Origin of the sequence: Caballeronia udeis, assembly GCF_044909315.1 — a bacterium.
GTDB classification, from domain to species: Bacteria; Pseudomonadota; Gammaproteobacteria; order Burkholderiales; family Burkholderiaceae; genus Caballeronia; species Caballeronia udeis_A.
Window position 1 is genome coordinate 73,585 of the sequence record NZ_JBIYEB010000020.1, and the last position, 20,466, is coordinate 94,050.

19 protein-coding genes are annotated in these 20,466 nt (G+C 61.0%); 15 read left to right on the forward strand and 4 right to left on the reverse strand.

Annotated features, from left to right (window positions below):
* Positions 1–33 precede the first annotated feature (33 nt).
* From ABH944_RS28185 to nagZ, 14 genes are all read left to right on the forward strand, one after another.
* Entirely contained in the window at positions 34–513 is a 480-nt protein-coding gene (locus ABH944_RS28185) for a hypothetical protein (RefSeq protein ID WP_404610587.1), read from the forward strand.
* 95 nt (positions 514–608) lie between these two features.
* On the forward strand, positions 609–1,208 hold the full coding sequence (rpoE, locus tag ABH944_RS28190) for an RNA polymerase sigma factor RpoE (RefSeq protein WP_047844769.1): 600 nt from the start codon (positions 609–611) through the stop codon (positions 1,206–1,208).
* An 80-nt stretch (positions 1,209–1,288) separates the two neighbouring features.
* The gene (locus ABH944_RS28195) at positions 1,289–1,918 is read left to right on the forward strand and encodes a sigma-E factor negative regulatory protein (protein ID WP_404610586.1); all 630 of its coding nucleotides are present in this window, start codon (positions 1,289–1,291) and stop codon (positions 1,916–1,918) included.
* Positions 1,919–1,921: 3 nt separating this feature from the next.
* Positions 1,922–2,965, forward strand: coding sequence for a MucB/RseB C-terminal domain-containing protein (locus ABH944_RS28200; protein ID WP_404610585.1), 1,044 nt, complete (start codon positions 1,922–1,924; stop codon positions 2,963–2,965).
* A gap of 19 nt (positions 2,966–2,984) precedes the next feature.
* Positions 2,985–4,616: a DegQ family serine endoprotease gene (locus tag ABH944_RS28205; protein ID WP_404610584.1), complete on the forward strand. Its 1,632-nt coding sequence runs from the start codon at positions 2,985–2,987 to the stop codon at positions 4,614–4,616.
* Positions 4,617–4,621: 5 nt separating this feature from the next.
* A complete protein-coding gene (locus ABH944_RS28210; protein WP_404610583.1) occupies positions 4,622–4,894 on the forward strand; it encodes a glutaredoxin family protein in 273 nt (90 codons plus the stop codon).
* Positions 4,895–5,025: 131 nt separating this feature from the next.
* The gene (gene lepA, locus ABH944_RS28215) at positions 5,026–6,816 is read left to right on the forward strand and encodes a translation elongation factor 4 (protein ID WP_404610582.1); all 1,791 of its coding nucleotides are present in this window, start codon (positions 5,026–5,028) and stop codon (positions 6,814–6,816) included.
* Between the two features lie 21 nt (positions 6,817–6,837).
* The gene (gene lepB, locus ABH944_RS28220) at positions 6,838–7,731 is read left to right on the forward strand and encodes a signal peptidase I (protein WP_404610581.1); all 894 of its coding nucleotides are present in this window, start codon (positions 6,838–6,840) and stop codon (positions 7,729–7,731) included.
* A gap of 212 nt (positions 7,732–7,943) precedes the next feature.
* Complete coding sequence (rnc, locus tag ABH944_RS28225; protein ID WP_404610580.1) at positions 7,944–9,341, forward strand: ribonuclease III; 1,398 nt, start codon at positions 7,944–7,946, stop codon at positions 9,339–9,341.
* A 107-nt stretch (positions 9,342–9,448) separates the two neighbouring features.
* Positions 9,449–10,348, forward strand: a complete 900-nt coding sequence (gene era / locus ABH944_RS28230) for a GTPase Era (RefSeq protein WP_404610579.1) — start codon at positions 9,449–9,451, stop codon at positions 10,346–10,348.
* Complete coding sequence (gene recO, locus ABH944_RS28235; protein ID WP_404610578.1) at positions 10,335–11,249, forward strand: DNA repair protein RecO; 915 nt, start codon at positions 10,335–10,337, stop codon at positions 11,247–11,249. The genes era and recO overlap by 14 nt, the downstream gene beginning before the upstream one ends.
* On the forward strand, positions 11,246–12,019 hold the full coding sequence (gene pdxJ, locus ABH944_RS28240) for a pyridoxine 5'-phosphate synthase (RefSeq protein ID WP_404610577.1): 774 nt from the start codon (positions 11,246–11,248) through the stop codon (positions 12,017–12,019). The genes recO and pdxJ overlap by 4 nt, the downstream gene beginning before the upstream one ends.
* Before the next feature lie 42 nt (positions 12,020–12,061).
* Entirely contained in the window at positions 12,062–12,493 is a 432-nt protein-coding gene (gene acpS / locus ABH944_RS28245; RefSeq protein WP_404610576.1) for a holo-ACP synthase, read from the forward strand.
* Between the two features lie 63 nt (positions 12,494–12,556).
* Positions 12,557–13,561 carry a beta-N-acetylhexosaminidase gene (gene nagZ / locus ABH944_RS28250; protein ID WP_404610575.1) on the forward strand — a complete coding sequence of 335 codons (1,005 nt, stop codon included), beginning with the start codon at positions 12,557–12,559 and terminating at the stop codon, positions 13,559–13,561.
* A 120-nt stretch (positions 13,562–13,681) separates the two neighbouring features.
* Here nagZ and ABH944_RS28255 read toward each other — a convergent pair whose 3' ends face one another.
* The 4 genes from ABH944_RS28255 to earP all read right to left on the reverse strand — a co-directional run bounded on the left by ABH944_RS28255 (position 13,682) and on the right by earP (position 17,947).
* Positions 13,682–15,064, reverse strand: coding sequence for a sigma-54-dependent transcriptional regulator (locus ABH944_RS28255; RefSeq protein ID WP_404610574.1), 1,383 nt, complete (start codon positions 15,062–15,064; stop codon positions 13,682–13,684).
* Between the two features lie 258 nt (positions 15,065–15,322).
* On the reverse strand, positions 15,323–15,658 hold the full coding sequence (locus ABH944_RS28260) for a BON domain-containing protein (protein ID WP_404610572.1): 336 nt from the start codon (positions 15,656–15,658) through the stop codon (positions 15,323–15,325).
* Between the two features lie 275 nt (positions 15,659–15,933).
* Positions 15,934–16,491, reverse strand: coding sequence for an elongation factor P (efp, locus tag ABH944_RS28265; protein ID WP_062089336.1), 558 nt, complete (start codon positions 16,489–16,491; stop codon positions 15,934–15,936).
* Between the two features lie 253 nt (positions 16,492–16,744).
* Positions 16,745–17,947 carry an elongation factor P maturation arginine rhamnosyltransferase EarP gene (gene earP / locus ABH944_RS28270; protein ID WP_404610571.1) on the reverse strand — a complete coding sequence of 401 codons (1,203 nt, stop codon included), beginning with the start codon at positions 17,945–17,947 and terminating at the stop codon, positions 16,745–16,747.
* 249 nt (positions 17,948–18,196) lie between these two features.
* On the opposite strand from earP, the gene uvrC reads away from it, so the two are divergent.
* Positions 18,197–20,383, forward strand: a complete 2,187-nt coding sequence (uvrC, locus tag ABH944_RS28275; RefSeq protein ID WP_404610570.1) for an excinuclease ABC subunit UvrC — start codon at positions 18,197–18,199, stop codon at positions 20,381–20,383.
* Positions 20,384–20,466 lie beyond the last annotated feature (83 nt).

A 20,466-nucleotide genomic window follows, 5' to 3' on the forward strand; every position in this document is an offset into this window, starting at 1 on the left:
CGGCGCGCGCCTGATCGTGGCGGGAACGGGCGAATGACAAACGTGCACGTTCTGTCGCTGCACACGTCAGCGGCGCCGTCCGCTGATTTCCCGCGGCGGCATACGATCCGTCCCTCACCCTTGCTGTGGGGCGCTACCGCAGCATTCGTGGCGGTAGCGGCCGGGTCGGTATTCCAGTGCGCGGCGGCCTATGCCGGGCCATTCAGCGCATGCATGGCGGCTTTGACCGTGACCGCGGTGCTGGTCGCTTCGGCCCGGGGCGGGGAGCGTCGCCGGCCCGTTGCATTCGAGATCGGACAACACGGGGTGACCACATGGGATCGCGCGGGGAACGCGCAATACCGGCGTATTGCAGGCTGCGCCCAGTGGAGCGATCGCTTGCTTGCCCTTATCCTCGTGCCGGCGAAAGGCCGCCCGGTACCCTTTCTGGTGGCCGCCGACGCGCTCGCCAATGCCTCCGCGTTCCGCGAACTGGCCGTGCGCGCGCGGCGTTGCGCCCAGGAACATCTGTAACCCGTGTAACCGCCGGTCAGCATCCCGCGTGTTCCAGCGGCGTAACGCTACAATAGCCCTCCGCGTAGCACCCCCAAAGTTAACGGATTTCCCAGGTGAGCGAAAAAGAAATCGATCAGGTACTGGTCGAACGCGTGCAAAAAGGCGACAAAGCAGCGTTCGAGCTACTGGTCGCCAAATATCAGCGCAAAATCATCCGGCTTATCTCGCGTCTCGTGCGGGATCCGGCCGAGGTCGAGGACGTCGCGCAGGATGCCTTTATCAAGGCTTATCGCGCGTTGCCGCAATTTCGCGGAGAATCGGCGTTTTATACTTGGCTTTACCGGATTGCGGTGAACACCGCGAAGAATTACCTTGCCACTCAGAGCCGGCGTGCTCCAACTTCTACCGAAGCTGATGCAGAAGAAGCGGAAACTTTCTCCGATGCAGACCAACTAAGGGATATCAACACGCCTGAGTCGATGTTGATGAGCAAGCAGATCGCACAGACGGTCAATGCTGCGATGGCGGTTTTACCGGAAGAGCTGCGCACCGCCATTACTCTTCGTGAGATTGAAGGTCTGAGCTACGAGGAAATAGCCGAAATGATGGGTTGCCCTATTGGAACCGTCAGATCAAGAATTTTTCGTGCTCGCGAAGCCATTGCGGCAAAATTGCGTCCGTTGCTGGACACTCCCGAAGGCAAGCGCTGGTAACAGCGAGGGTGCGCGGGGCAGGGACGCGGTATCTGAGTCAGGTAGTGTCACTACGGGGTGCAGTCAAGATGGGGAGCATCATGGGGTCGGTTTCGGTGCAATCGCAAGCTAGCTCGCGAAGCGAGCGTCTGTCCGCTTTTGTCGACGGTGAATCGTTCGACGGTTCGGGCGACATCAGTCAGTTTCTTTCAGGGTTTACGCAGAAGGATCGCGCCGCGTGGTCGGATTACCACTTGATCGGGGACGCCCTGCGTTCCGACGATCTCGCGGCCAGTCCTGCAGCCAGCAGCGCGTTCATGAACGCGTTCTCGGCGCGTTTTGAGGCTGAAGCGCACGTATTTGCGCCCGCGGCCATTCCGGCGGTTTCCACCGAGCGCCTGCGTTCGCGCCTGTTCCGCCGCCGTGTGGTGCCGGCGTTTGCCGTCGCGGCTGCTGCTGCCACGCTGACGTGGATCGTCGTGCCGCAATTGCAGGGTGTGGACGGTCGCAACGGCGTGCAGGTGGCCAGCCTCTCGTCGGATCATGTGCAGCGTGTGGCCATGGCTTCCATGCCTGCCGTCAGCACGCGCTCGCCGGTTGTCGAAGCGAATATCATTCGCGACGCCAGCCTGGACCAGTATCTCGAAGCGCATCAGCAATTCTCCCAACAGCCCGTCATGCCGGGCTCGATGCCTTTGATTCGCACTGCGGCTACCAGCCAAGGCCAATAACTGATGCAACGTGTGCGGTTGAAGAAAACGACTCATTGGGGGCGGTTGCCGGCGTTGATGTTCTGTGCAGCCGCGTTGTTATCCGTAGCATCGAGTGCTTTTGCGCAGGGCGACGATTCCGCCGCCACGCGCAAGTCCGCTGCGGAACTGCTCAACCGGATTCACGACGCCGCACAGCAGCAGAACTACGAGGGCACCTTCGTCTACCAGCGTGGGACAACGGTGCAATCGTCGCGGATTACGCACTCGGCGGCGCGCAGCGACGGTGAGTTCGAGTCGCTGGAAAGCCTGGACGGCAAGCCTCGCAAGATGCTTCGCCACGACGACGACATGTACACGTTCGTGCCCGAACGGCATTTGGTAGTCGTCGAAAAACGTCAGAACAAGGATTCGTTCCCGTCGCTGCTGACTACCAGCAGCGACCAGGTCCTGACGGTCTATGAGCCCAAAATGCTTGGCGCGGACCGCGTTGCGGGGATCGACAGCCAGGTGATCGAACTCGATCCGAAAGACGCATGGCGCTTTGCGTACAAGCTTTGGGCCGACTCGAAAACCGGCCTCCTGCTGCGTGCTCAGACGCTTGGGCCCGACGGTCAGGTGCTCGAGCAGCTTTCATTTTCGCAAGTTCAGATTGGCGGGTCCGTCGACCGGGCTGCCATTGCGAACGGGATCAAGAGCTTGGCCGGATGGACGATCGTGCGTCCGCCCGTTCAGCCTGTCGATATGGAAGCGCAGGGCTGGAAAATCACGCCTGCCATTCCGGGATTCCGAGAGATTCGTGAGTTGCGCCGGCCGATGGCGTCGAGTGAAGAGGGGCAGCCGCCTATTCCCGTCGATCAGGCTGTTTTCTCTGACGGACTTGCGGCAATCTCGATTTTTGTCGAGCCCGTGGAAAAAAATTCCCGCAAGGAAGGCGCGGGTAATAGCGGCGCGACACACGTGCTGGTCAAGCGTCGCGGGGATTTCTGGATTACCTTGCTGGGCGAAGTGCCCCAGGCCACGTTGCAGCAATTTGCTTCTGCCATAGAATACAAGCCTTCCAAGTAATTCCTCGGCCCACCACGATATGAGCAATCTCTCGCTGCGCACCTATTTCGCGGCCGCGGCGCTTGCCGCATGCCTGCCGCTCGCGACCTACGCGGCTACAGCAACAGCAGCGGCACCCGCGTCGACGCCGGCTCCGGCCGTTGCACCGGTTGCGCCCGCGGTGCCCGGAGTGAACCTGCCTGACTTCACCACGCTCGTCGATAAAGTGGGTCCCTCGGTCGTCAATATCCGTACGACAACCCGCGTCAGCAGCAGTAATGATCTGCGTGGCTTGCCCCCCGGTATGGACGAGGGAGACATGTCGGAGTTCTTCCGCCGTTTCTTCGGTATTCCAATGCCCGGCACGCCTGGTTCACCGCGCGGCGGTGGTGGCAGCGGTGGCGGGAGTGGCGGCGGGAGCGGCGGCGGTGACCAAGGTGGCGACAACGGCGGCAGCCAGGGTAATCGCAGCGCTCCGCAGGACAACAGCCCTGACAGTCCGGACAATTCGGAGCAGAGCAGCGGTGTGGGATCGGGTTTCATCATGTCGGCCGATGGTTACGTGATGACCAATGCCCACGTGGTCGACGACGCGGACACCATCTACGTCACGCTCACGGACAAACGCGAATTCAAGGCGAAGCTGATTGGTGTCGATGAGCGCACGGACGTGGCGGTCGTCAAGATCCAGGCGACCAGCTTGCCGGCCATTACCGTCGGCGATTCGAACAAGGTGCGGGTCGGCGAATGGGTGCTGGCAATCGGTTCGCCGTTCGGGCTGGACAACACGGTGACGGCGGGTATTGTCAGCGCGAAGGGTCGTGACACCGGTGACTATCTGCCTTTCATCCAGACTGATGTCGCGGTGAATCCGGGCAATTCGGGTGGTCCGCTGATCAACATGGCGGGCGAGGTGATTGGTATCAACTCGCAGATCTACAGCCGTACGGGCGGCTTCATGGGGATTTCGTTCGCGATTCCTATCGATGAAGCCATGCGCGTTGCCGATCAATTGAAGACAACGGGCAAGGTCACGCGCGGCCGCATTGCGGTGGCGATCGGCGAGGTCACGAAGGAAGTGGCGGACTCGCTTGGGCTTCCGAAGGCGCAAGGTGCGCTGGTGAGCAGCGTGGAAGCAGGTGGTCCGGCCGACAAGGCCGGTATCCAGCCGGGCGACATCATCCTGAAGTACAACGGCCACGACGTTGCCACGGCGACAGATCTGCCGCGCATGGTCGGCGACACGAAGCCGGGCACGAAGGCGACGATCACCGTGTGGCGCAAGGGCGAGTCGCGCGATTTGCCGATCACCATCGCCGAAATGCAACCGGACAAGGTCGCGAAGACCGAGGCCAAGAAGACGCCGCCGCCGAAGGCGAGCGCAAGCAATACGCTCGGCATTGCGGTGAGCGACATTCCGGCTGACCAGAAGAAGGCGCTGAAACTCACCAACGGCGTGATGGTGGACGCCGTGGAAGGTCCGGCGGCGCGTGCCGGCTTCCAGAAGGGCGACATCATCTTGCGCATTGGCGATACGGACATCACGAGCGCGAAGCAATTCGACGCGGTCGCGCAAAACGTCGATCCGAGCAAGATGGTCGCGGTGCTGGTGCGTCGTGGGGACAACACGCAGTTTGTGCCGTTGCGCCCGCGTGCGCCGGTGCAGAAATAAGCACAATGAGCGCGTTCAAGCTTTACGGGCGCGCGTGGTGCCATTTGTGTGAAGACTTGCGCGCCGGGCTTGAGCCAATTGCGGCTGAGTTCGGCGTGCCGATCGAGTGGATCGATATCGACACCGATCCCGCGCTCGAAGCGCTATACGACGAACTCGTGCCCGTTCTGGTGCTGGATGGCGTGGAGTTATGCCATTACCGGCTGGATGAAACGCGTGTGCGCAGCGCGCTCTCAAGCGTGCTTCCAGGCACGCCCGGCACGCGCTTAAGTCCCTGATCAATCGGACCTTTCCCGTAAAATCCGCCGTCAGCCCGTCTTTTCAGCTAAAATAGAAAGGTTTTTCACCCCCATTTTCAAGGCGTGCTCCGCGTTTGTCTGGGCGCGCCTTTTTGCTTGATCGGCACTGAATGAATCATATTCGTAACTTCTCGATCATTGCGCACATCGACCACGGCAAGTCGACGCTCGCCGATCGCATCATCCAGTTGTGCGGCGGCTTGTCCGACCGCGAGATGGACGCGCAGGTGCTCGACTCCATGGATCTCGAGCGCGAACGCGGCATCACCATCAAGGCGCAAACCGCAGCACTGAGCTACAAGGCCCTGGACGGACAGGTCTACAACCTGAATCTGATCGACACCCCGGGCCACGTCGACTTCTCGTACGAAGTCAGCCGCTCGCTGTCCGCCTGCGAAGGCGCGTTGCTCGTGGTCGACGCAAGCCAAGGCGTGGAAGCGCAAACCGTCGCCAATTGCTACATGGCAATTGAACTGGGCGTGGAAGTCGTGCCGGTGCTGAACAAGATCGATTTGCCGGCGGCTGACCCCGAGAACGCGATTTCGGAAATCGAAGATGTGATCGGCATCGATGCAACCGATGCTGCGCGTTGCAGCGCCAAGACGGGCCTCGGCGTGACCGACGTGCTCGAGGCGCTGATCGCCAAGGTGCCGCCCCCGAAGGGCGATCCGGACGCACCGCTGCAGGCACTGATCATCGATTCATGGTTCGACAACTATGTCGGCGTGGTCATGCTCGTGCGTATCAAGAACGGCACGCTGCGCCCGAAGGACAAGATCAAGATGATGGCGTCCGGTGCGGTTTATCCGGTCGAACATCTTGGTGTGTTCGCGCCGAAATCCACCAATCTCGCGTCGTTGTCGGCCGGGCAGGTGGGCTTCATTATCGCGGGCATCAAGGAATTGCAGGCGGCGAAAGTCGGCGACACGGTCACCACCGTCGCGCGCCCGTCCGAAGTGCCGTTGCCAGGTTTCAAGGAAGTGAAGCCGCAGGTGTTTGCGGGTTTGTATCCGGTCGAAGCAAACCAGTACGACGCACTGCGTGAATCGCTGGAAAAGTTGAAGCTCAACGACTCGTCGCTGCAATACGAGCCGGAAGTGTCGCAAGCACTCGGTTTCGGCTTCCGCTGCGGCTTTCTTGGTCTCCTGCACATGGAGATCGTGCAGGAGCGCCTCGAGCGCGAGTTCGACATGGATCTCATCACCACGGCGCCAACCGTGGTCTACGAAGTCCTGAAGCGCGACGGCGAGCTGATCCAGGTCGAGAACCCGGCCAAGATGCCGGAGCCTTCGTTCATTGAAGAAGTGCGCGAGCCGATCGTGACCGTGAACCTGTACATGCCGCAGGAGTATGTGGGCGCGGTGATCACGCTTTGCACGAACAAGCGCGGTTCGCAGATCAACATGCTGTATCACGGCCGTCAGGTCCAGCTCACCTACGAAATCCCGATGGCGGAAATCGTGCTGGATTTCTTCGACCGGCTGAAGTCCACGTCACGCGGTTATGCCTCCATGGACTACGAGTTCAAGGAGTATCGCGCGTCCGATGTGGTGAAGGTCGACATGCTGATCAATGGCGACAAGGTCGACGCGTTGTCGGTAATCGTTCACCGGTCGCAAAGCCAGCATCGCGGACGCGAAGTGGCGTCGAAGATGCGCGAACTGATTCCGCGGCAAATGTACGACGTGGCAATCCAGGCGACCATTGGCGCCAACATTATCGCGCGTGAGAACATTAAAGCATTGCGTAAGAACGTTCTGGCAAAGTGCTACGGCGGCGATATCTCGCGAAAGAAAAAGCTTCTGGAAAAGCAGAAGGCCGGCAAGAAGCGCATGAAACAAGTCGGTTCGGTCGAGATTCCGCAAGAAGCTTTCCTCGCGATTCTTCGCGTCGAAGATTAATAAAACAACCGGAAACGATTGATGAATTTTGCGTTGATTCTTTTGGTGCTCGTCATCGTGACGGGGATTGCGTGGGTGTTCGACAAACTGGTGTTCGAGAAGCAGCGGCGCCGGGCAGCAGATGCAGCGGTAGCGGAATTCGATCAGCAGCAGGCACGCCTTGAGCCCCGTTTCGCCGACGAACACGCGCCAGAAACGCGCGCTCGCCTGCGCGATGAAAAGCTCCGCCAGCCGTGGTACCTGGAGTATTCGGCAAGCTTCTTTCCGGTGATCCTGGTGGTGTTCGTGGTGCGCTCGTTCGTGGTCGAACCATTCAAGATCCCGTCAGGGTCCATGGTTCCCACATTGCTGGTGGGCGACTTCATCCTCGTCAATAAATTCGAATATGGCCTGCGTCTGCCGATCAGCAATACCAAGCTGACCAGCGGCACACCGCTCAAGCGCGGTGATGTAGTGGTGTTCCGTTATCCGAAAGACGAGTCGGTGGATTACATCAAGCGCGTGATCGGCCTTCCCGGCGACACCGTTGCGTATCAGGACAAAAAGCTGACCATCAACGGCAAGCCGGTTCCGGAAACGCCGCTGCCTGATTATTTCGATGACGAACGCATTGGTTATGCGAAGCAATTCGAAGAAGATCTCGATGGCCGCAAGAACGCGATCCTGAATAACGCGCAAGTGCCACCTTTCGTGATTGGCGCCGACGACTTCCCGTTCCGCGACAACTGCAACTACAACGCTCAAGGCGTCATCTGCAAAGTGCCGCCGGGCAACTATTTCATGATGGGCGACAATCGCGATAACAGTGCAGACAGCCGTTATTGGGGTTTCGTGCCTGACGCGAATATTGTTGGCCGCGCATTCTTTATCTGGATGAACTTCAGCAGTTTGAAACGCATTGGCGTGTTTCATTGATGCGGGTTTTTGAGCAGTCTCCAAGGTAGTAATTTCGTTCGACCACTACGCCGCGTCATCGCGGCGTAGTTGTTATTGCAAGTCACCTTTGATCCGCCTAGAAACAGCACGAAGAATCGCGGCTAACGTGCGCTTGCCGTGCCATTTTCCTTGCGGTTTTCCGGCCTTTCAGCCGGATTCGCCCCTCCGGGCGCCCGCGTTATACTCTGCCCATGCCCTCAACCCCGTTGGAAAGCCGGCTCCAGTACGAATTTCGCAATGCGGAATTGCTGCGCCAGGCGATGACCCACCGCAGTCACAGTGCCACGCACAATGAACGACTCGAATTTCTCGGAGATTCCGTTCTAAATTGCGTGGTGGCTGCGCTTTTGTTCCAACGATTCGCAAAACTCGACGAAGGCGACCTTTCTCGCGTCCGCGCAAATCTCGTCAAGCAGCAGTCGCTTTATGAGATCGCACAGGCGCTGAACGTCTCCGAGGCATTGCGGCTGGGTGAGGGCGAATTGCGCAGCGGTGGCTTCCGGCGCCCCTCCATACTGGCTGATACGCTCGAAGCCATCTTCGGCGCGGTCTTTCTCGACGGCGGGTTTGACGCTGCGCATCAGGTCATCAAGCGGCTCTACACGCCGATCCTCGACCACATCGATCCACGCACTATCGGTAAAGACGCGAAGACGCTGCTGCAGGAGTATCTGCAGGGCCACAAGATCGCACTGCCGACCTATACGGTCGTGGCCACGCACGGCGCGGCGCATAACCAGCAATTTGAAGTCGAATGCACGGTGCCGAAGCTCGAGGTGAAGGTCTCGGGTTCCGGTGCGAGCCGGCGCGCGGCTGAACAGGCTGCGGCAAAGAAGGCGCTCGATGAGCTGGCCTCTGCCGCGCCGGCCATGACGGCGAAGCCGAAGCGCAAGGGCGCACGTGCGGCCAAGCAAGCGGAACCGGAAATCGTGCCGGGCGTGACGGGTGTGCAGGCGGCGCTCGATCTGCGCGCACCGGACCGTCGTGAACGTGCACGTGCCAATAGCGCCAGCAATAGCGCCGGGCATGGCAGCAACACGCATAACGATCCCGAGCGTCCGGCCACCGCGCCATTCGCGGTGATTCGCGCATCGCATGTGGAACCGTCGGCGGGTGCATTCGCCGGCGCGGAGAAAACGGAGCGGGCGACGATTCATCGGGCGGAGAAGACGGAGAAGGCCGAGAAAGCGGCGGCCGAGGCGCCGGCGGCTCGAAGCGAAAACGCGGACAAGCCATCGCTCGCACACGCTGAATCCCCGGTGGATAACGCTGTGCATAACCCGGTGGAAAAAAGCGCGGCGAAGGCAGATAGTACGGGTGAGAAGGCGGTCGCGAAACAAGCCGACAAGCAGATCGACAAGCAGGCCGATAAACAGGCTGACAAGCAAGCCGAGAAGCCGACTGCGAAAAGTGCCGAAACGTCCGCTGTCGAGAAGCCTGCAGTCTCCGCGCGGCAGCGAGAAGACGTGCCCACCGCGCATTCTGCAACGGCCCCGAAGGGTCCAGAGAGCGTTGAAGCCAAGGTCGAAGCGCACCTGGAAGAAAGCGTCGATGCAACCGTCGTACGCGCTGCCGATACTGGCCATTGACACAGGCTCTAAAGCTCACAGCTGAAGCTCGCACGCTCCCGAACACCAGCATGATCCCGGCGCTACGCGTCCTCCACGAATTCACCGAATCCGCAGCCGCACACATTATGAACGCTCCCACTCCCCCTGGTTTCCGCTGCGGCATGGTCGCGATCGTCGGTCGGCCGAACGTCGGCAAATCGACCTTGATGAACGCGCTTGTCGGGCAGAAAGTCAGCATCACGTCGCGCAAGGCGCAGACCACGCGTCACCGTATCACCGGCATTCACACGCTTGACGACGCGCAGTACATTTTCGTCGATACCCCGGGTTTCCAGACCAAGCACAGCGGCGCGCTGAACCGCTCGCTGAACCGCGCGGTGACGTCCACGCTGACGGCCGTCGACGCCATTCTGTTCGTGATCGAAGCGGGCCGTTTCGGCCCCGACGACCAGAAGGTGCTTGACCTGATTCCGAATGACACGCCGTGCTTGCTGATCGCGAACAAGCTCGACCACGTGAGCGATAAGGAAACGCTCTTCCCGTTCATGCAGAAAATGAGCGCGCTGCACGACTTCAAGGAAATCGTGCCGATGACGGCGAAGCATCCCGACGACATCACGCGTCTGATGACGGTGGTTAAGCCGTATCTGCCGGAAGGTTCGCCCATCTACGGTGAAGACGATCTCACCGACCGCAGCGAGCGTTTTCTCGCCGCTGAAATCCTGCGCGAGAAAGTGTTCCGCTGGACCGGCGACGAGTTGCCGTACACGAGCACGGTGCTGATCGATAAATGGGAAACCGAAGGCCGCCTGCGCCGTATTTTCGCGACGATCCTGGTCGAACGCGATACCCACAAGGCAATGATCATCGGCCAGAAGGGGGCGAAGCTGAAGCAGATCAGCACTGAAGCGCGCCTCGACATGGAAAAGCTCTTCGATGGCCCCGTGTATCTCGAGACCTTCATCAAGGTGAAGAGCGGCTGGGCGGACAACGAAGCGGGACTGCGCGCCTATGGGTACGAATGACGCGTGGATGACCCAGTCCTCCGACGCAGACTCCGATCCGCTTGCCGACGATAACTTCAGCACCGGCGAGCCTTCAGCGCCTGCGCCTAAAAGGCGCCGGACGGCGTCTGCGTCAGCGAAATCGACCGCGCCCAAAGAGTCCAAAGAACCTAAAGCTCCAAAACCGCCGCGCGCCGCGCCGCGTTCGGATTTCCGTATCGCCGAGCAGCCGTCGTTCGTGCTGCACAGCTATCCGTACCGTGAGACCAGCCTGGTGCTCGACGTGTTTTCACGCGATCACGGCCGCGTCGCCCTGGTCGCCAAGGGCGCCAAGCGCCCGCATTCAGCGCTGCGCGGCGTGCTGCAGACTTTCCAGCCGCTGGGGTTGTCGTGGACGGGGAAGGGCGAGGTCCGCACCTTGACGCAGGCGGAATGGGTGGGCGGCATGTTGCCCCTCGTGGGCGACGCATTGCTGTGCGGCTTCTACGTCAACGAATTGCTCGTGAAGTTCTGTGCTCGCGAAGACGCGCATCCCGTGCTGTTCAATCATTACGTGCTGACGTTGTCGCGTCTCGCGCATGGCGAGCCGGCCCTGCATGCGCTGCGTTCCTTCGAACGCGTGCTGCTGCGTGAAACCGGTTACGCCATGGCGTTGCATAAAACCATCACGCGCCAGCCGGTTCTCGCCGATCAGAAATACGTCTTCGATCCCGAACGCGGTGTGCGTGACGCATCGGATGATGTACCGTCGCAATGGCCGGTGATCGCCGGCCAGACCCTTCTCGACATGGAGAAGGACGAATACAGCCGCCCGCAGACGGCTGCGCAAAGCAAGACGCTGATGCGCTTTCTGCTGAACGTGTATCTTGGCGGCACGCCGCTCGCCACTCGTCAAATCCTGATCGACCTGCAAAATCTATGAGCTTCTTCCTCTCGTCACCCGCTAATGTGATCGATCTGGGCGTCAACATTGATCACGTCGCCACGCTGCGCAACGCGCGCGGCACGCAGTACCCCGACCCGATCCGCGCCGCGCTGCAAGCCGAGGAAGCGGGCGCCGACGCCATCACATTGCATTTGCGGGAAGATCGCCGGCATATTGTCGATGCCGATGTCCACACGCTGCGCCCGCTATTGAAAACACGGATGAACCTGGAATGCGCGGTGACGCAGGAAATGCTCGATATCGCGTGCGGCGTGCGTCCGCATGACGTGTGTCTTGTGCCCGAAAAGCGCCAGGAACTGACGACTGAAGGCGGGTTGGATGTTGCCGGGCAGTTCCAGGCCGTGAAGGCCGCGTGCGAGCAATTGGCTCAGGCGGGAGCGCGGGTGTCGCTGTTCATCGACGCAGATGAAATGCAGATCCGCGCGGCGCATGAAGCCGGCGCGCCGGTGATCGAATTGCATACCGGGTGTTATGCCGAAGCCCACGACGAAGCCACCCGGCAAAAGGAGTACGAGCGCGTGGCGCGCAGCGTCGCTTTCGGCAATTCCCTGGGCTTGAAAGTGAATGCCGGACATGGCCTGCACTACACCAACGTCCAGCCGATCGCGGCGCTGGAAGGCATCGTGGAATTGAATATTGGCCATGCGATCGTTGCGCACGCCATCTTCGCCGGCTGGGACAATGCGGTGCGCGAGATGAAGGCGATCATGGTGGCGTCGCGGCTTGCCGCCACCGCATCGCGATAAACGATCACCGGTAAACGCTCATAACCCAACTCAGGCCCATCGATGGCGATCTACGGAATAGGTACGGATCTCGTTCAGGTAAGCCGTGTGGCGGGCGTGATGGAGCGCACGAAAGGGCGCTTCGCCGAGAAGGTGCTCGGGGCCGACGAGCTGCGCATTTACCACGCGCGCAACGCGCGCTCCGAAGTCCGCGGTCTCGCGTTTCTCGCGACGCGATTCTCCGCGAAAGAAGCGTTTTCGAAAGCCATCGGACTTGGGATGCACTGGCCGATGACCTGGCGTGCGCTGCAAACGCTCAACGAGCCGAGCGGCAAGCCGAAGATTGTCGCGTCGGGAGAACTCGCCGACTGGATGGCGGTGCGAGGCATTACCGCACAGGTCACGATCACCGATGAGCGCGACTACGCGGTGTCGTTTGTGATCGCGGAAACAAGCGCTAGCCCGGCACCACCCACAGCAACAAAAACCCCCTGACTTAGTCGTTCTCAATAAATCGCTCTCAATTTGAACTCGTTAAAACGTATTCCCGGACCGGTCATGCTCGACGTGGCCGGTACCACCCTCTCCGACGCCGACATTCGCCGTATCGACCATCCGATGACCGGCGGCATCATCCTCTTCGCACGGCACTTCCAGGATCGCGCACAACTCGCCGCGCTGACCGAGGCGATTCGCGAGGTGCGTGACGACATCCTGATAGCCGTCGATCACGAAGGCGGCCGCGTGCAGCGTTTCCGTACCGATGGCTTCACCGTTTTGCCCGCGCCGGGCAAGCTCGGCGAGCTGTGGGACCGCGACGTGTTGCTGGCGACGAAAACCGCGACCGCGTTCGGTTATGTGCTCGCGGCAGAACTGCGGGCATGTGGCGTCGATATGAGTTTTACGCCCGTGCTCGACCTCGATTACGGGCACTCGAAAGTGATCGGCGATCGTGCGTTGCACAGCGATCCGCGCGTGGTGACCCTGCTTGCCAAGAGCCTGAACCACGGTCTTGCACTCGCCGGCATGGCCAATTGCGGCAAGCATTTTCCGGGGCACGGGTTTGCATCGGCGGATTCGCATGTGGCCATGCCGGTGGACGATCGCTCGCTCGAGGACATCCTCGCCGCCGATACCAAACCGTACGACTGGCTGGGCATGTCCCTGGCGTCGGTGATCCCGGCGCACGTGATTTATCCGCAGGTCGATGAAAAGCCCGCGGGCTTTTCGCGAGTCTGGCTGCAGGAGATCCTGCGCGGCAAGCTGGGTTTCAACGGTGCGATTTTCAGCGACGACTTGTCGATGGAAGCCGCCCGCGCCGGCGGAACGCTGACGCAAGCTGCCACGGCGGCCCTCACGGCAGGTTGCGACATGGTGCTGATCTGCAATCAGCCGGACGAAGCGGAGAAGGTCCTGGAGCGGCTTACGTTCGTGCAGACGAAGGCATCGCAGGCCCGCTTGCGGCGGATGCGGCCACGAGGCCGCGCGTGGAGCTGGGGCAAGCTGATGGAGCAGCTGGAGTATCAGCAGGCGCGGGCGCTGGTGAAAAGCGCGCTGGGCTGAAGCGGTTTACAGCGCTTTCTATCGCCGATAGTGCGGATGGCGCAGGCGAGCGCAGCCGTAAAAAAAAGCCGCTGGTTCGAAAAACGAAGGAACCAGCGGCTTGTTTCAATCAACGTCTCATCATTCCATCTTCATGCGCTGGAGCTTGTTGTAAAGCGTCTTGGGACTGATCCCGAGCAGCGTCGCCGCGCGGTGCCGCGTGCCGCCCACGGCCTCCAGCGTCGCGCGGATCAGCATGTCTTCCACATCGGCGAGCGCCGTGCCCACCGTCACCTGCACGCTGCTGCCGTTCAGTCCGCGTCCGCCCGCGCCGGCGTGCTCATCGGCGCGCAGGGTTTCGATCACATCGCCGGATGCGTGATACGCGCGGCGCACCCGCTCGCGCAATTCGCGCACATTGCCGGGCCATTCTGTCGCCACGCATTCGCGAATGAAATCCGGGCTCACGCGTTTGGGCGCGCCGCTCGTGATGCCGCTTACGTGGTTCTCACGGTTCAGTTCGTCGACGAAATACTCGGCGAGCAACGCAATGTCGTCGCCCCGGTCGCGCAAGGGCGGCAACGCTATCGACGATGCATTCAGGCGCAGGAACAGATCTTCGCGCAACTTGCCCTCGGCGACGGCGTCTTTCACCGGCGTGCGCGTCGCCGCGAGCAGGCGGAAGTCCGTCACGATCTTGTTGCTGCCGCCCACGCGCATGAAGGTCTGCGAATCGAGCGCGCGCAGCAGCGCTTCTTGCTGCGGGATCGGCAATGCGTCGATCTGATCGAGGAACAGCGTCCCGCCGCCGGCTTGCTCGAGCAAGCCGGGCTCGCGGTTTTCCGCGCCAGCAAATGCGCCGCGCTCGTGGCCGAACATCAGGCTTTCCATCGACCGATTGCTAGTTTCGTTGGCCGCAGCGCAATCGAATGAAACGAACGGACCTTTGCGACGCCGGCTCATCTCATGCAGCGTGCGCGCCGCGACTTTCTTGCCCGTGCCGCTTTCGCCGCAGATCAACACGGCTGCCTCGGTGGGCGCGGTGTGTTCGATCAGGTCGTACACATGCTGGATCGCGCCGCTGCGGCCGAGCAACCCGCCGAAATGCCCCAGTTCGCGAAGCGTGGTGCGCAACGCCCGGACTTCTTCGGTCAGTTCGTACGGGCGCGGAATACGGGCGAGCAAGCTGCGCAAGCGCGGAATGTTGACCGGCTTCAGCAGGTAATCCCAGATCCCTTGCCGCAAGCCTTCGATAGCGCTTTCCACGGTCGCGTTACCCGTCATCACAATCACAGGCAGCGCACCGCCAGGCGGTTGCGCCGGCAGGTTGTGCAGCAGGTCGAGACCACTGCCGTCAGGCAGGTTCAGGTCGACCAGCACGACGTCCGGGATGAAGCGCGTAAGCGCTGAGCGCGCTTCGGCGAGCGTCGTCGCGGTATCGACGGAAAAACCGTCGGCCGTGAGGATGGCGGAGAGGCCGGAAAGGCTGTTGGGATCGTCTTCGACAATCAAAGCGTGTGGCATGGCGGACACAACGTATAAATGGTCTGAAATGCGTTCCGTGCCGGTCGCCTCTAACGGCGAAATCCAGCGGCGGACGCCTCGATGCCGGGCAACGTCGGCATGGGCCATGGGCGGGATGACGTCATGGTGTCAGTGTCCGCTCCAGCTTCCAGCCCTTGCCCGACGCTGCGGGGTCTTCGTCCTGCGCTTCCTGCAGTTTTCCTGAAGCAGGCGGTTCTCTCCAGGCACGACGTGTGCCCGACGCGGTCGTTCAGCGTGCTATTGCGGCTTCACCTGCAGTTCGTTCTTGACCGACTGCACGCCTTCTACGCCGCGTGCGACCGACACCGCCTTTTGAATCTGTTCCTGCGAGTTCACAAAACCTGACAACAACACTTCACTCCGATACGTCGTCACACTGACCGCCAGCGACTTCAGACCCGGATCTTCCAGCAATGCTGCTTTCACCTTGGCGGTCAGCGCGGAGTCGGTGGTGTATTCGCCAGCCGATTCATGCGCGGGTGTCGACGAACATCCGGCAGTGATCGCTACCACCGGTACGGCACATGAAACAGCAAGAACAAGACGGGCGAGAGCGGTTTTCGTGATAGGCATGGTCGTGTGTTGTTGTTGGAAAATTCGACGCCGTCACAGCGCGGCCACAACTACCACAGCAGGTTTCATGCCATCGGCGTGTTTAAGAAAAATCAAGGTCTTAGCACTCAACATCGCATTCCATGCAAGGGAGCACCCGGAAATTTCGGGAAACGGTCCGGTAAAGTTTGCCTGAATTGGCAATAATGTTCAGCAAAAAGAAAAAGCGCCCCGAAGGGCGCTTCTTTTCTTACCTTGAGCACGCGAGCCGGCGTTGCAGCCGGCGAGCCGAAGCCTTAAGCGCGGCTACGATACTCATTGGTACGCGTATCGATTTCGATCTTGTCGCCAATACCGCAGAACAACGGTACCTGCAGTTCGAAACCCGTCGCGAGCTTGGCGGTCTTCAGGACCTTGCCCGACGACGTGTCACCCTTCACAGCCGGTTCCGTATAGATGATTTCACGAACCAGCGTGGTCGGCAGTTCCACCGAGATGGCTTTCTCGTTGTAAAACACCACTTCGCACGGCATGCCGTCTGCGAGGTAGTGCAGGGCGTCGCCCATCATGTCGGCTTCGACTTCGAACTGGTTGTAGTCGGCGTCCATGAATACATACATGGGGTCGGCGAAGTACGAGTACGTCACTTCCTTGCGGTCGAGCTGGACAACGTCGAACTTGTCGTCCGCCTTGTACACCGATTCCATGTTGCCGGTGGACAGCAGGTTACGGAACTTCATCTTCACGACCGCGGAATTGCGGCCGGATTTGTTGTACTCGGCCTTCAGCACGACCATGGCATCGCTGCCGATCATCACGACGTTGCCGACGCGGAGTTCTTGTGCGGTCTTCATATTAAAAAACTGTCCTGTACGAAAATGTGAGCCTGATCGCTGCAGTGTGGACGGCTGGCTCGTGGCCAGGGATCCGATCGATCCCCAACCCGGGCGATGGCCCGTTTGTGCTCGCTTGAGGCCGCTTCACTGGTTATTCTGACCAATTTGGCTATTCAATTTGACTATCCCCACCGTGCTTATTCCACTGTGCGCACTGTGGAATTCGTCCGGAGCAGATGGCGCCCCGAACTGCAAGCCGTTGGATAACCGCTTATTTTAACTGAGTTTTCACGAATTCCGCCAGATTTCCAGCCAGATCTCCAACGTCTGCCAGTTCCTCTGCCCAACCGGCGGCACGCCGTTCCAGCAGCGCGCGGTTTTGCCAGAGATCTTCCCAGTCAGGGGTGCCCGCGCCGTTCCACGCATGCCAGAAGCGTTCGAGCGAGGCCCGCGCCCCGGCAGGCAGGCCGTTCGCGTAGTGCGCGAGTGCGGCATCGAGTTTCGGCAGATGGGCGTCGTCGCCTTGGCGGTAGATATGCCAGACGAATGGCTTTCGCGCCCATTGCGCCCGCACGAACGAATCCTCGCCGCGCACGAAATTCAGATCCGCGGCCCAGAGCAGCGAATCGAAGAGCGGCTGCTCGACAAAACCCAGCGCGTACGCCTCCAGTGACCCGGTTTTCGCTTTCGTTCCGGCAAGGAAGTCCGGCAGGCCGAAAAACCGTGCCACCGCCCCGGAAATGCGTCCCTCCGGCACAAGCAGCGCGATCGGCGTGGCGGAGTCGCGCCATTGTTCGAGCAGCGTGTCGATGGCCGGATTCTCGTACGCGAACATCGAAATGACCGTTGTGCCGGGGGGCGGCGCAGCGATGCCAACACGTGTGTGCCACCAGCCATCGCGATCAAACGCCTCACGCCCGGCATCAAGCGCGCGCTCTTTCAGCACACCGCCGGTGCCCGGCCCCAAGCCGGGGAAAAAGAACGTCTTGTTGAGCGCGTAGCGCGGATGCGGCGAGGGCCGCAGATGAAAATCCGCGACCCAGTCCTCCGCGCTCAGATACTCGAGATTCAGCCAGACGGGCTTCTGCTCGCGGCGGGCCATTGCGCTCACGTAGACCGCCGGCAATTCGCAGCCGAACGCCTCGATCACGACATCGGCGATCTGTAGCGTGTCGCCCGCATGCGACGGCGCGTGCCAGTGCTCGATCACGACACCCGCCGCGCTCTGGCGGTCGAGCGCAGGATCGACGGCGGGGCAGAGTGCATGAAAGGCCTTGAGATCATCGACGACCAGCCGCACCTGCCAGTCATTTTCGCTGGCCAGTTGGCGCGCGAGCCGCCAGCAGACGCCGATGTCGCCGAAATTGTCGATGACCGCGCAGAAGATGTCGCACGCGATGTTGCCTGCCGGAGCGCCCGTGTCGAGGCCAGCGTGGCCGGAAGCGCCCGGCAATTGTTCCGATGAAGACGGCATGGGCAATAGAGCGGCGATGAACCGCTAATGAATGGTGGACAACGGATTGAACTAAACTGGCGTTTTCAAGGATAACGATTCGCGCTGAGCGCTGAGTTACGGTTGCGTTACGACGATGCATGGGCGAGAGTGCTTCGGCCGCGCCCTGCTGGTTTCCCCGCGTCATCCTGTGCTGCCGAGAACCAATAAAATCATTTCGCAAATCATTTCGCTGTTTCCAAGCTGCGCGCTCCCCGCCATCATCCCTGCATGACAGACTCCGACGTTTTCGACCCCAAAAAAAGCCTGGCTCAGTTGCCGCACTTGCCGGGCGTGTACCGCTATTACGACGAGCATGGCAACGTGCTGTACGTCGGCAAGGCGCGCGACCTGAGAAAACGCGTGTCGAGCTATTTTACGAAGACACTGCTTTCTCCGCGCATCGCGATGATGGTCACGCGCATTCGCAAAATTGAAACCACGGTCACGCGGTCCGAAGCCGAAGCGCTGCTACTCGAGAATAATCTGATCAAGGCGCTCGCGCCGCGCTACAACATCCTGTTTCGCGACGACAAGTCGTATCCGTATCTGAAGCTCACCGGCCACAAATTTCCGCGCATGGCGTATTACCGCGGCGGCGTGGACAAGAAGAACCAGTACTTCGGCCCGTTCCCGAGCGCGTGGGCCGTGCGCGAGAGCATCCAGATCCTGCAGCGCGTTTTCCAGTTGCGCACCTGCGAGGATTCCGTCTTCAACAATCGCACGCGGCCTTGCCTGCTGCATCAGATCGGACGCTGCACCGGGCCGTGTGTCGGGCTGATCAACGAGGAAGATTACGCACGTGATGTGTCGAACGCATCACGGTTCCTGCTCGGACGCCAGGGCGAAGTGATGAAGGAGCTCGAGCAGAAGATGCACGCGTTCGCCGCCGATCTCAAGTTCGAGCAGGCCGCGGCCGTGCGTAACCAGATGAGCTCGCTGTCCACGGTGCTGCATCAGCAGGCTATCGAGGTAGGCGGCGATAACGACGTCGATATCCTCGCGGTCGCGGCGCTTGGCGGCAAGGTGTGCGTGAATCTCGCGATGGTGCGCGGTGGCCGGCATCTCGGCGACAAAGCCTATTTTCCGACGCACGTGGAAGCGGCGCTGGCAATAGAAGACGCAATGCCGGAAGAGCTTGCCGGCGATGACTTCGTGGACGGCGTGGCGAATATCGTCATTGAAGAAGTCGATGCGCAGGCCGACGAAATCGCGCTGCCCGCCGGCACGCTCGCGGCGCGCGAGCAGGCGTTCGAAGCCCACGCCACTACCGATGAAATGCAGGAAGAGATTGCTGAAACCGGCGCCGCGCCGCTGGACGACGCGACGGAATCGGAACGTCAGGGCGCGCTCGAAGCCGAGGTGCTGGAGGCGTTCATCGCCCAGCATTACATCGGCAATCGTGTGCCGCCGGTGCTGGTGGTGAGCCACGCACCGGCGAACCGCGAGCTCGTCGACTTGCTGATCGAACAGGCGGGGCACAAGGTCGTGGTGCTGCGCCAGCCGCAGGGACAAAAGCGCGCGTGGCTCTCAATGGCCGAATCGAATGCGAAGCTCGCGCTCGCGCGCCTGTTGTCCGAGCAGGGCTCGCAGCAGGCCCGCACGCGTTCTCTCGCGGATACGCTGAGCCTCGAAATGGACGACCTCGCGCAATTGCGGATCGAATGTTTCGACATCAGCCACACGATGGGCGAGGCAACGCAGGCATCGTGCGTGGTGTATCACCATCACAAGATGCAGTCGGCCGAATACCGGCGCTACAACATCACCGGCATCACCCCCGGTGACGATTACGCCGCCATGCGCCAGGTCCTCACGCGCCGCTACGAGAAGATGCTGGCGCAGGCCGCCGCGCGAGCCGCCGATGAACCGCCGCAGGAAGCGGTGGAGTTGGAGGCCGAAGCGAAAGTTGAACCTGGGCTCGTGGGTCCCGCCGAAGCCGATGTCGCCGAACCGGTTCCATCGGGCGGCCGTTTGCCGAATATCGTGTTGATCGATGGCGGTAAGGGCCAGGTCGAGATCGCGCGGCAAGTGTTCGCTGAACTAGGACTCGACCAGGGCATGCTGGTCGGCGTGGCAAAGGGGGAAGGGCGCAAGGTGGGACTCGAGACCCTGATTTTCGCCGATAGCCGCACACCGCTCGAACTCGGCAAAGAGAGCGCGGCGCTGATGCTTGTCGCGCAGATCCGCGACGAGGCGCACCGCTTTGCGATTACCGGCATGCGCGCGAAACGCGCGAAGACGCGGCAGACATCGCGGCTCGAGGAACTGGAGGGCATTGGTGCAAAACGGCGTCAGCGGCTGTTGTCGCGTTTCGGCGGGTTGCGCGGGGTGCAGGCGGCGAGCGTGGAGGATCTGGCGAGTGTCGAGGGCATTTCACAGGCGCTGGCCGAGCAGATCTACCGGCAATTGCATTGAGCGCAACGTCCGGCCGTCCGGCCCGTCGGCTTGTGACATATAGGGCGACGCGGCACAATGGCACCTCTCTATAAGAGTCACGC

Coding starts and splice junctions, on each gene's coding strand:
- ABH944_RS28260 (WP_404610572.1), bottom strand. CDS start 15,658: ATGCCTATCACGAAAACCGCTCTCGCCCGTCTTGTTCTTGCTGTTTCA.
- ABH944_RS28255 (WP_404610574.1), bottom strand. CDS start 15,064: ATGCCACACGCTTTGATTGTCGAAGACGATCCCAACAGCCTTTCCGGC.
- ABH944_RS28185 (WP_404610587.1), top strand. CDS start 34: ATGACAAACGTGCACGTTCTGTCGCTGCACACGTCAGCGGCGCCGTCC.
- rnc (WP_404610580.1), top strand. CDS start 7,944: ATGCCCTCAACCCCGTTGGAAAGCCGGCTCCAGTACGAATTTCGCAAT.
- pdxJ (WP_404610577.1), top strand. CDS start 11,246: ATGAGCTTCTTCCTCTCGTCACCCGCTAATGTGATCGATCTGGGCGTC.
- ABH944_RS28195 (WP_404610586.1), top strand. CDS start 1,289: ATGGGGTCGGTTTCGGTGCAATCGCAAGCTAGCTCGCGAAGCGAGCGT.
- efp (WP_062089336.1), bottom strand. CDS start 16,491: ATGAAGACCGCACAAGAACTCCGCGTCGGCAACGTCGTGATGATCGGC.
- ABH944_RS28205 (WP_404610584.1), top strand. CDS start 2,985: ATGAGCAATCTCTCGCTGCGCACCTATTTCGCGGCCGCGGCGCTTGCC.
- ABH944_RS28210 (WP_404610583.1), top strand. CDS start 4,622: ATGAGCGCGTTCAAGCTTTACGGGCGCGCGTGGTGCCATTTGTGTGAA.
- era (WP_404610579.1), top strand. CDS start 9,449: ATGAACGCTCCCACTCCCCCTGGTTTCCGCTGCGGCATGGTCGCGATC.
- earP (WP_404610571.1), bottom strand. CDS start 17,947: ATGCCGTCTTCATCGGAACAATTGCCGGGCGCTTCCGGCCACGCTGGC.
- lepB (WP_404610581.1), top strand. CDS start 6,838: ATGAATTTTGCGTTGATTCTTTTGGTGCTCGTCATCGTGACGGGGATT.
- acpS (WP_404610576.1), top strand. CDS start 12,062: ATGGCGATCTACGGAATAGGTACGGATCTCGTTCAGGTAAGCCGTGTG.
- lepA (WP_404610582.1), top strand. CDS start 5,026: ATGAATCATATTCGTAACTTCTCGATCATTGCGCACATCGACCACGGC.
- nagZ (WP_404610575.1), top strand. CDS start 12,557: ATGCTCGACGTGGCCGGTACCACCCTCTCCGACGCCGACATTCGCCGT.
- ABH944_RS28200 (WP_404610585.1), top strand. CDS start 1,922: ATGCAACGTGTGCGGTTGAAGAAAACGACTCATTGGGGGCGGTTGCCG.
- uvrC (WP_404610570.1), top strand. CDS start 18,197: ATGACAGACTCCGACGTTTTCGACCCCAAAAAAAGCCTGGCTCAGTTG.
- recO (WP_404610578.1), top strand. CDS start 10,335: ATGGGTACGAATGACGCGTGGATGACCCAGTCCTCCGACGCAGACTCC.